Below are 12,608 nucleotides of genomic sequence, written 5' to 3'. Positions count from 1 at the left end.
TCCTGCGTTCTACTATTGGTGGAGTATGCGTCCTTAACCATTGGTCCATATAGCGGGACCTTTCTAATTTGGGACTGTGTAGGGGAGAAAGTGTTTGAAGCGCGTAATTGCGGCTGAGTGCACGTTTTATACTATAAGTACGGATATCTTTTTTTTCTGCTCGTAGCAGTGGAGCTAAAATAATTCCGGTTGCCATCTTCCACGCATCCCGGAGGAAATTAAACATTGTGTTCATCACAGGGATATTTTAGTTTTTCAAAAAGAGTATTTATCTGAACTGTTCGATTATTTAACAAACATAGTGCCTGAAATTAATATGAGGGCCGGTTTATTTAGAAGTTGATCGAATACTAAAAAGTTATTTATAAATGCGAATAAGTATTTGTACTTATAAAACTTCTTTTTTGAACAGGATTCCCCAAAAAAGAAAAACGGCAATGATGATGTATCATTGCCGTGTAGCAGTAACCATCTTTTTAAATAAGAGTAAAATACCAGGGTGAATGAGTGTTTTTGTTATGATTATTTTACTTTACCGATGATTTAAGCAGTTTAAATACCTTGCCGGTATTGCCCCCGGGGCCGGCATTGGAAGAAACTGTGATATAGAGTTCGCCATTATTGTCCTGCCCAAAACCTTTCAAATAATAACCCAGATCACTGGAATTCTCTTTTAACATAAGTTTTTCATATGACCAGGCAGTGCCTGGCCCGCCCAATGGAGTGGTTATAAATAATTCACCATTAGGTGTTGATGGGGTTTGTGAAATGCTGCCAAAGATATATTTGCCCTGCCATTCCGGAATTTTACTGCCCCGGTAAACATAGCCCCCTATAATTGTTGTTGCTTGTCCGCCCAAAGGATTTTGCCAGTTGTTGATCTCTATTACCGGTTCCAGCAATTGCTTGCCTCTGTCATCAATTGTAGGGCATGATGGCAACACCTTCGAATTGTTGGCGGTACTGAAGCAATGCGTTCCTTCCTTTACATTCCAGCCATAATTGCCACCTTTGTTTATAACATTTATTTCTTCCCACAAAACCTGACCGGCATCTGAAGCTATTAACTGATGATCGCCTTCCATATCGAACGACATCCGGCAGGGGTTCCGGAATCCAAATGCAAAGATCTCATCGCGGCCCGGTTTATTTACAAAGGGGTTGCTTTCGGGGATGCTGTAAGGGCTCCCATTATCAACATCAATACGCAGGATCTTGCCCAGGAAATTGGCTTCAATATTCTGTGCATTGCCACCGGCATTCACGGTGTACCAGTCGTCGGCATGCCCCGGCCCCGTATCATTGTCGCCACCGCCGTCACCAATGGCAATGTACAGGTAATTATCATTGCCAAAAGCCAGCGATCCGCCATTGTGATTGGGTTGCGGATCGTCCCATTCAAGCAGTACTTTTTCTGAATTGAGATCGGCCCTGAACAGATCGGGCAGCACCTGGAATTCTGAGATCCGGCTGAGGTTATTCCAGGAAACGCCGGGGGCTGGTCCACCGGCACGGGGCGGTAATTGGTAATACACAAAGAAACGGCCGTTGAGTTTGAAATCGGGGTGCAATGCAAAACCGATCAGGCCACGTTCATCATAACCGGCATCGAGTGATACGAGTTTACTGCTTATGTCAAGAAAAGGAGTGGGGCGTTTGTAGCCGGTTCTGTCAATGACCCATACTTTCCCTATTTGGTCAACTACATACAGGCGTTCGCTGTAGTGCGAAGCAACAAGCTGTATTGGCGATACAAGATCTTCTGCGATCAGTTTCATGCCATCCTCATTCAGATCTTCATGTATGTTTTTTTGGCAGCCTTCCAAAATGAACAGGCTTAGCAGGAGCAGGTCAGTCAATACGATAAAAGTGACAATCAAATGCTGGGCACTGGTTGGTGGGTTGAGCCTCATAACACATCAATTTAAACGGTTAAAACAAACAAGGCGATCTCAATAAGCATTGTACAAAATGCTTTCACTCACTCAGGATATTGTTTCAACTTTAATAAGTGTTTTTCGAATAGTTGACCAGGCGTGGGCATTTCAACAGGATTTACTTTTCGCTACAACGAACTATCAGGCAGAAAGTAAGGGAAGTAATTATCGTTGATGGTATCAGGGATCCTCTATTAAAATACGAACCATAATTCATATTTGCAATTAACCTAACCACAATCAGGTTCTTCGTTTACAGACCACGTAATGAAGAAAAAAGCTGCCTGGTCATTATGGAGAATTGCGCAGGATTTGGAGCGCGGTTTTACATACCCGTGACGATCAGGCTACGCATCAGGACCTTAATATCAGTTATTTTATTTTCCAAAGACCGGAACAATTTTATACACCTTGCCGGTATTGCCTTGCGGGCCCAACATCGAAGAAACGGCTACATACAATTCATCGTCATCATCCTGCCCAAATCCCCGCAAATAATAACCCAGATCGTCAGGGTGGTTCAGCAACGAAATTTTTTCATACGGCCATGAGTCGCCTGTAGGGGTAGCCATAAAAAGCTGGCCATTGGGTGTGGTGGGTGTTTGTGAAAAGGTGCCGAAAATATATTTACCCTGCCAGTCTTTGAGCGTTTCGCCGTGATAAACATACCCGCCAATAACCGCGGTGGCTTTGCCGCCCAGCGGGTTTTGCCAGTTGTTAAGCTCTATTACCGGTTCCAGCAATGGTTTACCTCTGTCATCAACCGACGGACAGCTGGCTAATACTTTCGAGCTGTCGGCGGTGCTGAAGCAATGGCGGCCTTCTTTCACGTTCCAGCCATAATTGCCACCTTTTACCAACACATCAATTTCTTCCCATAAAACCTGGCCTGCATCCCCTACGATCATCTGGTGTCCTGGCTTATCGACCGACATGCGGTAGGGATTACGGAAACCAAAAGCAAAGATCTCATCGCGGCCTGGTTTGCCTACAAAGGGATTGGTAGGCGGTATGCCATAAGGATCGCCACTATCTACATCAATGCATAACACTTTACCCAGGAAATTGGCTTCAAGGTCCTGCGCATTGCCGCCGGCATTTATAGAGTACCAGTCGGTACTATGGCCCGGCCCAATATCATTGGCGCCGCCGCCGTCGCCAATGGAGATGTACAGGAAATCGTCGAGCCCGAAAACAAGGGAGCCGCCATTGTGATTGCTTTGCGGATCATCCCATTCAAGGATCACTTTCTCTGAGTTGGGATCGGCTCGCGACCAGTCGGGTAAAACCCTGAATTCTGAAATGCGGCTGAGATTATTCCATGGAATGCCGGGAGCTGGCCCGCCTGCGCGTGGCGGCAACTGATAATAAACATAAAAACGGCCATTGGTTTTGTAATCGGGGTGAAAGGCAACTCCCAGTAAACCACGTTCATCATAGGTAGGGTCAAGTTTTACCAGTTTGCTACTGATATCGAGGAATGGCGTGGGCCGTTTATTGTTGTTTCTGTCAATGAGCCAGATCTTCCCGATTTGGTCAACTACATAACGGCGTTCGCTGTGGTGGGTGCTCAGCACCTGAACGGGCGACACAAAATCATCGGCTAACAATTCCATGTCGATACCTATCATGATCTTAGGTTCATTTGATTTTTGGCAGCCGGGTAATATCAAAATGGTCAGTAACAGGAGGGTAATGCAGTTAGAAAAAGCCGGAGTCACCATACAGGCAGTGTTTGGGTAGTTAGTTCTCATAACACGTAAGTTTAAGTTGTTATAATAACCGAAGTGTAAGGCACAAAAAACGCATACGGTTACAGGCCATGAATAATTATGGATTGCCGGCATTCATGCAGGATATTGCCAACAGCGTTGCCGCTTTGTATTTATAAAGCACTCATTGGGAGGTGTGGGTAATTCAACAGGATTATCTTTCGATTGGGGCTACATCAGGCACGCTGTGATACAAGAGATATTGGGAGTAAATACATCAGAAGTTTTTGGGGAATGATCTCTATGCAAGTTAAAACATTTCTTTGTATGTTGGGTGTGGAATCTTTTGCACTGTCAATATTCCTGTAATGCTCAATGGCCTTTCAGTTGAATGTAAAAGGGCGCTGATCTGCATCTCTGCATCTGCTGCAGGAATGGTCCTTTAAAGTTCTTTTGTTTTCAGCCTTTCCTCTTCAATAATAACTATTTTAAGTGCTAACTCTTATTTGGCAAAAACTGGATTGGAGTTTGCTGAGGTTTGAGATTATGCATCAAAAGTACCAGCATCTTGATTTGCAAACGTTGGTTGACTTGCTGGCAGAGGAAACGCAAAAGTACACAAAGGCATTTATTAGTGGCAAACCAGAGGAAGTTAAGCAACAAAGGATAATCATTGATTTCCTTGTTGAAGAGATCAAAAACAGGAAACAGCGTACGTTATCTGATGGTGTTGATCACTAAATGCACCTATTATTCTGCCAGTTACATAGTGAAGCGCTGAATTAGTAAAAAGAAAGTCTGCATGAAGCTCTCCCGATGCATCGGGAGGGCCTTTCTTTTACTATACTCTTTTCATGGAATATAAATTGCATTTATTCGCCATTAGTTAAAATGGATGAGCGGGGCCTTATATCCATAAGAACTCGCCCTTTTTATTAGTCCAATCCACAATTATTCAGCGATGGAACTGTTACTGATCTGTTTGTAAAGTTTCTTCCCATACTTCCACGGCTATATGATAACCGATATCAAGGTATCTTATAATTCTACGCTGGGCATTTTCACCGGTATCACCATCGTCGGGCTTAAGCATGATCTCGAAATAATGTTGTTCGGTTTTAACTACCTGATACAGCTTTTCTTTTTTAGTTGAACTGTAAATTGACGAGGGTAAAAGCTTAACTGTATCACCCAGTGCTAATTTATCACCTGGTTGTATAATTTTCCACATAGTTTAGAGTATGGATAACAATAAAGCCGAGATCCTTTATTAACAGGATTCGGCCTGGCTTAGGTTAAAAGCAAACATTATACCATATTGTAATGTGATTGATTTGCATGGGTGAAACACTTAGTATTGAATAAGTGTAAACTATGAGAGATGCGTAGGAATAACAATTGCTATAATAAAAAGAAAAAGTGTAGAATGGAACCACGTTTTCAAAAACTTTCTGCAGCCCAGCTTAGAACAATTATTATTCATGAAATGCGAAAATTCGCAATGGCATTGGAGTTTGGCGCCACCATCAGCGATCTTCAGGAAATCAGGGAACAAATAAGGTTACTTGCCGATGCACTTGCTGAAAAGGAAAAAGATGAGGATAGCAGGGAAGCAATTGTAGAAAATCTTCCACAATCAATTGCGAATATCTCTCTTTACTCATAACTCCAATACGAAAAAAGCGACAATTTTGTTTCATCCCATCTTTTATCAGCAATCTTATTTGCTGAATAAGATTTATTCTTCCCTCCAATAAGTTTAATTCGCCAGGCCCGCAATGATCAACAATGGTGGACGGGGTTTTTCGGCAATGATCTTGTAAGTGAATGCGTTTTTCCGTTTGGAGGCAACGTCCTGCTTTAAATCATTGGGAATACTTGAAACTTTATCATAGTACATCACCTGGACGGTGATCTTTTGATCGGCCTTCTTGCTATTGTCGTTCAGCCGGTATTCGATCTTTACTTTTTTGAAGTGTCCGTTCCTGGGGTTCTTACCCAACAGGCCATCATCCAGTGATTTTTTCAAATTGATAATGCCGCTGACAGTGCGTACACGCAATTTTTGCGCGTTTGCCCCCTGGCTGGTTGTATCATCATCAAACTGGCATTTATTATTCCCGTTATGGTTGCCGTTGTCGGGGTAGTCGGTATCATCGCTGCCATCACAAACAGGGGAGGCATTGGGGTTAGCATTAAAAATGGGCGCGGCAAGGGTATCGTTTTTTGACAGTACATAAATGCTGTCGATATAAGAAACGCCACCGAGGATAAGGGTACTGATACAGGTATCAGTCGTTCCTTTTTTTACAAAGGCTACGTTGTACCTGATGCCGGTTTCACTTTGCGTAATATTGATAAGGCCGGTAGTAGCGTTGATGTCGAGTCCTTCGGGCCATGACAGGTATGTACCCTGCACGCCTTTGTTATTGACGGGTTCAACCGTATAATTGCCCTTTACAGGTTGCAGGTACAGTATGCTGTCGCCATAGCTGGGTGCATTGGGGCATTGGGTAGAAGTGGTGTTGGTGAGGTTGGTCTCATTACCTGACTCATTGCCTGTATCAACCGCATCAGGGTCTGTTTTATCAGCTTTATTACAGGCAGGAATTACAAATAGAATTAGCAAACAGGAAGCGAAAGTACACAATGTGCTCTTCATGCAAGTTCGGGTTTTAGCATAGGAAACTCAGGTAATGGTTGGGCGTATTGGCGTGTTTTCAGGGGGTTAACAATGCAAATATTGGTTATTTAATTAATGATATACGAATATTTATAATGATCCTATCTTATTATTTGGTTTTCAAATTATATATCAAATTTTATACCTTGTAAATTTCAATAAATAGCCGGGCTGTTATGTAAGTAGTACGTTATAGTGAGGTGGCTTTGTAACAGGTAAGCCTAAGTCATTTGCAGAGCTGCTGAGCTGAAATGATTGCTGCTATTTGAGCCTGGTATGGGGAAAAATTTATATGTTTAATAATGACTTTGTTTGGCGATGAGGCCAGGGTCGGAGGAATAAATCAAAACAAAGATTTGAAGGGCTCTGTTGGTTTAGAAATCACTTTTTTTTAATCTGCTGAAACCTGCATGTAGCATCCAGCCCACATTTAACTGCAATTTTAAGCCTGTATAAGATATCAATCCCCCGATCTCAGGCGAATAATTTGCAGAGACAATATACTTACAGGCAAGGTCAACGAAAATATGATTACCGGTGCGGCTGAAAAAACCAAGGCCTGCTTCGGCTGCATATGGCTGCTGGTTATAGACTTTCACCTTCATGTTATCGGGGTTTCCGCTGCCTTTTACCCGGCAGGAGATTGGTACTAATGATACCTGCACCCAATATTCCATATATCCTGGGTATTGCATGTAGTTTTCTGCTGGTCCCTGCAGCTACAGTTAAATACAGCCGCAGCAGTACAAGTACGACTGTTTGATCTATTCGGCAGAACTGTGTTCAGCATCTCTCAAAAACTGACAACAAGCTTCCAGTCATTGCATTTAAATGTTCCGGCAGGTCTTACACCGGGCATCTATGTGCTGGAAGTTACGGACGGTAGTAACCGGTTATTATAGAAAAAACTGCTGAAAAAATGAGCATATCAGTAGCAGATGAATGTAAACAGGCATGAGTTCATACAGCAAAAGCCTCCCGATGCATCGGGAGGCTTTTTGATATCAGTTAAGCCTTTTTGCACCGGGCAGCTATTCAATGTTCGGGGCATTCCGCGGGGCACATAGGGCCTCTTGAAAATTTATTGTTCCTGGCATTTGTAACCTTTTGTACGCTCATCTGCTCAATTGTTTTGAAGAGTTTTACTTTTCAGGTCATCAAAAACAAATATTATGGAAACGGCAATTTTAACTTCACCAAGAGTGGAGCGCATTTACAAGCTTATGAAAGTTACTTATGGATTGGTGCCCATTGTGGCAGGTTTAGATAAATTCACCAACCTGCTTACAGATTGGGAAAAATACCTCAATCCCACCATTGCACAAATACTTCCGTTTAGTCCACATACATTTATGCTGATTGTTGGTGTGATTGAAGTTATTGCGGGACTGATCGTTCTTTCAAGACCTGCGCTCGGAGCTTATATTGTAAGTGCATGGCTTGCACTCATTGGTTTATCGCTTCTTGCTACCAAAGGATATCTCGACGTAGCGGTTCGCGACCTTGTTATGTCCATAGGCGCTTATTCGCTTGCTCAAATAGCCCAGGCAACCGGGGCATCAAAAGCGCAGGAGGCTAATAGCAGCGCATCATTCTCCAGGGGATAGGTATAATAATATTACTCACGATTTGGTAACTTTGAATTACCGGTAGCATTAAACAGGAATAGCTATGGCATTAAACATGTCGGACAAGAGCATTCAAAAATATACCGATATCGAAATCATTCAGCAGGTATTGGCAGGCAATACTGCTGTGTTTGAAATTATAATCCGCAGGTATAATCCTTACCTCTACAAAGTGGGAAGAAGCTATGGTTTTAACCACCAGGACACGGAAGACCTGATGCAGGAAACATTTATTAATAGTTATGTCAACCTTAAGCAATTTGCTGAACGCTCTTCCTTTAAAACATGGCTTATCAGGATCATGCTGAACCAATGCTATCGCAATGCACACAAGTTCAATTACCTGAAAGAACTCCCGGCAGATATTTTACCCGACAATTCATCGCTTATGTTTTTACCCAACCATAGCTACACCAACGATGCAGTGATCAGCAAAGAATTTAATAAAGTTGTTGAAGCCTGCCTTCAACAACTTCCGCAAGAGTATAGAACAACATTTACGCTTCGGGAACTCACGGGTCTTAGCGTTGCAGAAACGGCAGAGGCGATGAACACTACCGCCAGTAATGTTAAGGTCAGGTTAAACCGGGCAAAAGCCATGCTTCGAAAAGAGATTGAAAAAACATATTCCACCGAAGATATTTACGAATTTAACCTGGTTTGCTGCGACCGCATTGTAAATGGTGTAATGAAACGAATAGATGAATTGGGAAACAAATACCTTCACACGTGATTCCCGTTTACTATTGTCTTCTATGCTGAGTTTCGGTGCTGCGCCAGGATCTGCGGGTCCTGTACTTCAAGGGCTTAATAGTCTGTGCAAAATATCACTGAATGTCTAATTCATTCAACTGCAATCTATTATGTGTGACATTGAAGTTATGGTAGAAAAATATTTAATTTTTCTTATTTCGTAATATATTTTCCTGCTCATGTAAATTTTCATTAATGTATTTATTCAATTTTGCGGTCAAATCTGAACTGCAATGAAATGTTATTATCTCATACTCCTTTTTGTAATACCCATAACCCTGTATGCCCAGCAACCGAAGGATAGCAGCAAAACCCGATACCTTAAAGAAGTAACAGTTACCGCCATTAAAACAGTTCGTGGCACCGGCCATATGCCTGAAGTCAAAGACGGAATTATTTATGCCGGTAAAAAAAATGAAGTGATTGTGGTTGATAGCCTCGATGCCAATAAAGCCATCAACAATACCCGCCAGATCCTTGGCAGGATACCAGGATTAAATATTGTAGAAACGGAAAGCGGCGGATTTACCGCCAATGGCATTGCCACGCGAGGATTAAATCCTAACCAAAGTATTGAAATGAATACCCGCCAGGATGGCTATAATATCAGTGCAGATATTTACGGTTATAATGAAGCCTATTATTTACCACCGATGGAAGCTGTAAGCCGCATTGAAATGATAAGAGGTGCAGCTTCGCTGCAATTTGGTTCGCAATTTGGCGGTATGGTAAACTATGTATTAAATGAAGCGCCAAAGAATAAGCCTTTTGAATGGACGACTTCCGAAACCGGCGGCAGCTATGGCTTATTTAATACATTTAATGCCATCGGTGGAAGCATAAAAAAATGGAGCTACTATGGATTTGTTCAATATAGAAGAATGGATGGATGGAGACCTAATAGCCAGCAATGGCAACTATCGGGTTTTGGAAGAGTGCAATACAATGCTTCCAATAAATTAAATATTGGCGTTGAATATTCTTTATTGAGAAACCGCATTAAAATGCCTGGCGGCCTTTCTGATAGTATGTATAATGCCAATCCACGTTCTTCCTTCCGCAGCAGAAACTGGCTGAAAAGTCCGTGGAATTTAGTAAGTGCTTATGCCAATTATAAATTGTCGCCCCAAACATCGCTGAATGTAAAAACCTCATTGCTGTTTAGCAACCGGGCTTTGGTTTGGCGAAATGAAGATGGCGGCGCCGAAGCGCTTGATGAAAAAGATCCGTTAACCGGTGAATATGTTCCCAGGGAAGTGGAAAATGAAGACATGCATAACAGCACTACAGAAATACGGCTGTTACACAATTACCATTTAGGCAGTATGAATAATACTTTAGCAACCGGTATGCGTTATGCCTATGCCTGGTTTAAGCGACAGGGTGGGGGTGAAGGGACAACAGGATCAGATTTTGATTTAACCATTAAAGGCGACTACGAATACGACCTTGATTTTACCACTACTAATTTCGCCCCTTTTATAGAAAATGTTTTCAGGCTTACCAACCGTTTAACGGTAACGCCCGGCTTCAGGTTTGAATATTTGAAAAGCACGGCAAAGGGTTATAAAGTGGAGGATAACGATAAGCTGATTGCCAATGAAAGCCGGAATCGTTCAATACCATTATTTGGATTGGGAATAGAATATAAGGTAACAGACAACACAAATGTGTATGCAAACATCAGCCAGGCATACCGCCCTATTGATTACTCGCAGTTAACCCCGATAGGGGTAACTTCTAAAATTGATCCCAACTTAAAAGATGCAAAAGGTTATAACGCCGATCTGGGTTACCGTGGCACTGTTAATAATTTCCTGAATTTTGATATCGGTTTATTTTACCTCGCTTACAATAAACGCATTGGAACAGTATTGATGAATGAAGGCACTGCTACTGAATATACGCTTCGAACGAATGTAGCCAATAGTGTTCATAAGGGAATAGAAAGTTATATTGAATTTAACCTGTTAAAATATCTTAACCAGCAGTCTAAAAAAGGGCTTGGTATTTTTAATTCGCTGGCTATTACCGATGCAAAATATACCAGTGGCGAATTTAAAGGCAACCGGGTTGAAGCAGCGGCTAATTATATAAACAGATCAGGGATTACTTATTATGATTCCCGATTATCTGCGACATTTCAGATGAGCAATGTAGGGGGCGCCTACGGAGATGCAACCAATACAAAACTAAGCGATGACCCGGTTGCAGGTTATATACCATCCTATTCAGTATTGGATGTCAGCGCCTCGTACAAAATAAAAAACATTGCGTTCAAAGCTGGTGTAAATAATATTGCTGATAAAGCCTATTTTACCCGACGTACAGATGAATATCCGGGTCCCGGTATTATCCCTTCAATTGGCAGAATGATGTATGTTGGAATATCGGCAGCATTTTAAACAGATACCAGATACTACATAACACTTCCGTTCGAAAAAATTCTTATTGAACTAAAACCCGCTCTCGCAGCGGGTTTTTTAAACATAAAAGGCAACCCGCTATCCACTTTTATCGAAACGGGGAAGAATATTACACTGAATAGCAACATTGACAATTAAATTCCGCTTTTCGCAACTACTTTTCCCGTTTCCTACAATAAAACAACCCTTACTTGATCAAATTTGCGGCAAAATAGATGAAATAATACAAAAGGTAAGGGGGCTGCTTATCGTCTTACCTTACAGGTGAAGCTATAACTTTGAATTATAATGATAATAAAGAAAAGGAGTACAAAATTGGTTGTGCTCCCTTTTTTATTTTATGGGAATTGAACCTGAACGGAAAGATGTTATTACAAGCAGCAATAGTAAATGATCTACAAAGTCGCATCAACATTTGTTATTTATTACAGCATGAAAAGTTTTCCTGCTTTGGCGGACATTTTACAGTTCCATAGCTGCAAAACACACAACAATCACCTGTAAGTGGTTTTAAAATCGTTTTGCACTTTTCACATTCATAAAAATACTGGCAAGCATCGGTAGGCATAGTTTCTTCTTTAGAATGTCCGCAAACCGGGCAGGTAATAGTTGACTTTAATATAATTTCACTCATAATTAATCGTGTTTACAATCGTTCTTTACTTATATATTTTTTCTGCAATAGAATAGATAGGGTGAGTATTACTGCCCCCCGTTAACAAAATCTACTGCCCGTAAAGGGAAATTAATCAAATGCAATATTAAAAAAACCTTCAAATCCAACGATCTGAAGGGTTCATTTTTTAGTCGGGACAACTGGGAAACATCAACTTTTCAGGGGCCGGGTATTACACGTTTGTATTTTATTGGATAGCGCCGAGCAGCATATCATGCGGAAAATCGGAGCGCTTGCAACCGTCTGCACTTGATAATTCGCCGCCATCCCCATTACAACTGGTAAAATTCCAATAATCTCTTCTCCGGTAGAGCGGGCCCTGGCCCGGATCGCCCCAGTTGCCGTTGAAGTTGAACTGTGATATATCACAATTCATCAGGCTAATATTGTTCCACGTATGAGCTTCGTCCTGGGAACCGGCAGGGTTGCGGTAATCGCCCCAGTAGGTGCATTCGTAACCTAAAAAGCTCTTGGATCTTGAATTATCGTACATGCCGTGTGCATGTTTACCCACATATTCAAAGGAATGATAGCTGGCTGGCAATCCCCGCCAGTCTCTGGTATACCATCCCGCATGTTGGAAATAGGTAATGCTTATGAACTTCTTAGTGTTGCTGTAGCCCTGTACTACTATATGTTCAAGGTCATAGTCATGGCCGCCTGAACTGCCGACGCAGTTTCCCTGGCGTTTGTATAACAACCAATAGGCGAATTTCCGTTATGGGCAGCTATTCACTGGCCGGGGCATTCCCAGGGGCACACAACATACAAGTAACGAATTATCAGTATACAA

At 42.0% G+C, this 12,608-nt stretch carries 13 protein-coding genes; 6 read left to right on the top strand and 7 right to left on the bottom strand.

The window, feature by feature from the left end; genetic code table 11:
* Nucleotides 1-527: 527 nt before the first annotated feature.
* Nucleotides 528-1,913 (bottom strand): PQQ-dependent sugar dehydrogenase, encoded by a 1,386-nt coding sequence (locus A3860_RS36925; protein ID WP_081155624.1) that lies wholly within the window; start codon nucleotides 1,911-1,913, stop codon nucleotides 528-530.
* A gap of 401 nt (nucleotides 1,914-2,314) precedes the next feature.
* A complete protein-coding gene (locus A3860_RS36920; protein ID WP_158085482.1) occupies nucleotides 2,315-3,691 on the bottom strand; it encodes a PQQ-dependent sugar dehydrogenase in 1,377 nt (458 codons plus the stop codon).
* 450 nt (nucleotides 3,692-4,141) lie between these two features.
* Here A3860_RS36920 and A3860_RS36915 point away from each other — a divergent pair, with 450 nt between their 5' ends.
* Entirely contained in the window at nucleotides 4,142-4,390 is a 249-nt protein-coding gene (locus A3860_RS36915) for a hypothetical protein (RefSeq protein WP_143774452.1), read from the top strand.
* Between the two features lie 229 nt (nucleotides 4,391-4,619).
* On the opposite strand, the gene A3860_RS36910 is transcribed toward A3860_RS36915, so the two are convergent.
* On the bottom strand, nucleotides 4,620-4,880 hold the full coding sequence (locus A3860_RS36910; RefSeq protein ID WP_081155621.1) for a hypothetical protein: 261 nt from the start codon (nucleotides 4,878-4,880) through the stop codon (nucleotides 4,620-4,622).
* Between the two features lie 195 nt (nucleotides 4,881-5,075).
* Between A3860_RS36910 and A3860_RS36905 the strand changes: the two genes are divergently transcribed.
* The gene (locus A3860_RS36905; protein WP_143774451.1) at nucleotides 5,076-5,315 is read left to right on the top strand and encodes a hypothetical protein; all 240 of its coding nucleotides are present in this window, start codon (nucleotides 5,076-5,078) and stop codon (nucleotides 5,313-5,315) included.
* A gap of 93 nt (nucleotides 5,316-5,408) precedes the next feature.
* On the opposite strand, the gene A3860_RS36900 is transcribed toward A3860_RS36905, so the two are convergent.
* Nucleotides 5,409-6,311: a hypothetical protein gene (locus tag A3860_RS36900; protein WP_081155619.1), complete on the bottom strand. Its 903-nt coding sequence runs from the start codon at nucleotides 6,309-6,311 to the stop codon at nucleotides 5,409-5,411.
* Between the two features lie 395 nt (nucleotides 6,312-6,706).
* Nucleotides 6,707-7,027, bottom strand: a complete 321-nt coding sequence (locus A3860_RS36895; RefSeq protein ID WP_081155618.1) for a hypothetical protein — start codon at nucleotides 7,025-7,027, stop codon at nucleotides 6,707-6,709.
* Here A3860_RS36895 and A3860_RS42415 point away from each other — a divergent pair.
* From A3860_RS42415 to A3860_RS36875, 4 genes are all read left to right on the top strand, one after another.
* Nucleotides 7,022-7,234 (top strand): T9SS type A sorting domain-containing protein, encoded by a 213-nt coding sequence (locus A3860_RS42415; protein ID WP_158085481.1) that lies wholly within the window; start codon nucleotides 7,022-7,024, stop codon nucleotides 7,232-7,234. The genes A3860_RS36895 and A3860_RS42415 overlap by 6 nt on opposite strands.
* Nucleotides 7,235-7,504: 270 nt before the next feature.
* Entirely contained in the window at nucleotides 7,505-7,939 is a 435-nt protein-coding gene (locus tag A3860_RS36885) for a hypothetical protein (protein ID WP_081155616.1), read from the top strand.
* Between the two features lie 64 nt (nucleotides 7,940-8,003).
* Nucleotides 8,004-8,693: a sigma-70 family RNA polymerase sigma factor gene (locus A3860_RS36880; RefSeq protein ID WP_245843705.1), complete on the top strand. Its 690-nt coding sequence runs from the start codon at nucleotides 8,004-8,006 to the stop codon at nucleotides 8,691-8,693.
* Nucleotides 8,694-8,946: 253 nt separating this feature from the next.
* Nucleotides 8,947-11,118, top strand: a complete 2,172-nt coding sequence (locus tag A3860_RS36875; RefSeq protein WP_081155615.1) for a TonB-dependent receptor family protein — start codon at nucleotides 8,947-8,949, stop codon at nucleotides 11,116-11,118.
* Nucleotides 11,119-11,557: 439 nt separating this feature from the next.
* On the opposite strand, the gene A3860_RS42220 is transcribed toward A3860_RS36875, so the two are convergent.
* Together A3860_RS42220 and A3860_RS36865 are read right to left on the bottom strand one after the other, a co-directional pair.
* Nucleotides 11,558-11,773, bottom strand: coding sequence for a GDCCVxC domain-containing (seleno)protein (locus tag A3860_RS42220; protein ID WP_081155614.1), 216 nt, complete (start codon nucleotides 11,771-11,773; stop codon nucleotides 11,558-11,560).
* Nucleotides 11,774-12,002: 229 nt separating this feature from the next.
* Complete coding sequence (locus A3860_RS36865; RefSeq protein WP_081155613.1) at nucleotides 12,003-12,515, bottom strand: hypothetical protein; 513 nt, start codon at nucleotides 12,513-12,515, stop codon at nucleotides 12,003-12,005.
* Nucleotides 12,516-12,608 lie beyond the last annotated feature (93 nt).

Source organism: Niastella vici, assembly GCF_002077945.1.
Taxonomy (GTDB): domain Bacteria; phylum Bacteroidota; class Bacteroidia; order Chitinophagales; family Chitinophagaceae; genus Niastella; species Niastella vici.
Note: the sequence above shows the minus strand (reverse complement) of the source record. Positions and strands in the feature narration are given on the sequence as shown.

What these genes read in the sequence shown, in the direction of transcription:
- A3860_RS36910 (WP_081155621.1), bottom strand. Translation starts at nt 4,880, where the DNA reads ATGTGGAAAATTATACAACCAGGTGATAAATTAGCACTGGGTGATACA.
- A3860_RS36925 (WP_081155624.1), bottom strand. Translation starts at nt 1,913, where the DNA reads ATGAGGCTCAACCCACCAACCAGTGCCCAGCATTTGATTGTCACTTTT.
- A3860_RS36895 (WP_081155618.1), bottom strand. Translation starts at nt 7,027, where the DNA reads ATGCAATACCCAGGATATATGGAATATTGGGTGCAGGTATCATTAGTA.
- A3860_RS36885 (WP_081155616.1), top strand. Translation starts at nt 7,505, where the DNA reads ATGGAAACGGCAATTTTAACTTCACCAAGAGTGGAGCGCATTTACAAG.
- A3860_RS36875 (WP_081155615.1), top strand. Translation starts at nt 8,947, where the DNA reads ATGAAATGTTATTATCTCATACTCCTTTTTGTAATACCCATAACCCTG.
- A3860_RS36920 (WP_158085482.1), bottom strand. Translation starts at nt 3,691, where the DNA reads ATGAGAACTAACTACCCAAACACTGCCTGTATGGTGACTCCGGCTTTT.
- A3860_RS36900 (WP_081155619.1), bottom strand. Translation starts at nt 6,311, where the DNA reads ATGAAGAGCACATTGTGTACTTTCGCTTCCTGTTTGCTAATTCTATTT.
- A3860_RS36905 (WP_143774451.1), top strand. Translation starts at nt 5,076, where the DNA reads ATGGAACCACGTTTTCAAAAACTTTCTGCAGCCCAGCTTAGAACAATT.
- A3860_RS42220 (WP_081155614.1), bottom strand. Translation starts at nt 11,773, where the DNA reads ATGAGTGAAATTATATTAAAGTCAACTATTACCTGCCCGGTTTGCGGA.
- A3860_RS36880 (WP_245843705.1), top strand. Translation starts at nt 8,004, where the DNA reads ATGGCATTAAACATGTCGGACAAGAGCATTCAAAAATATACCGATATC.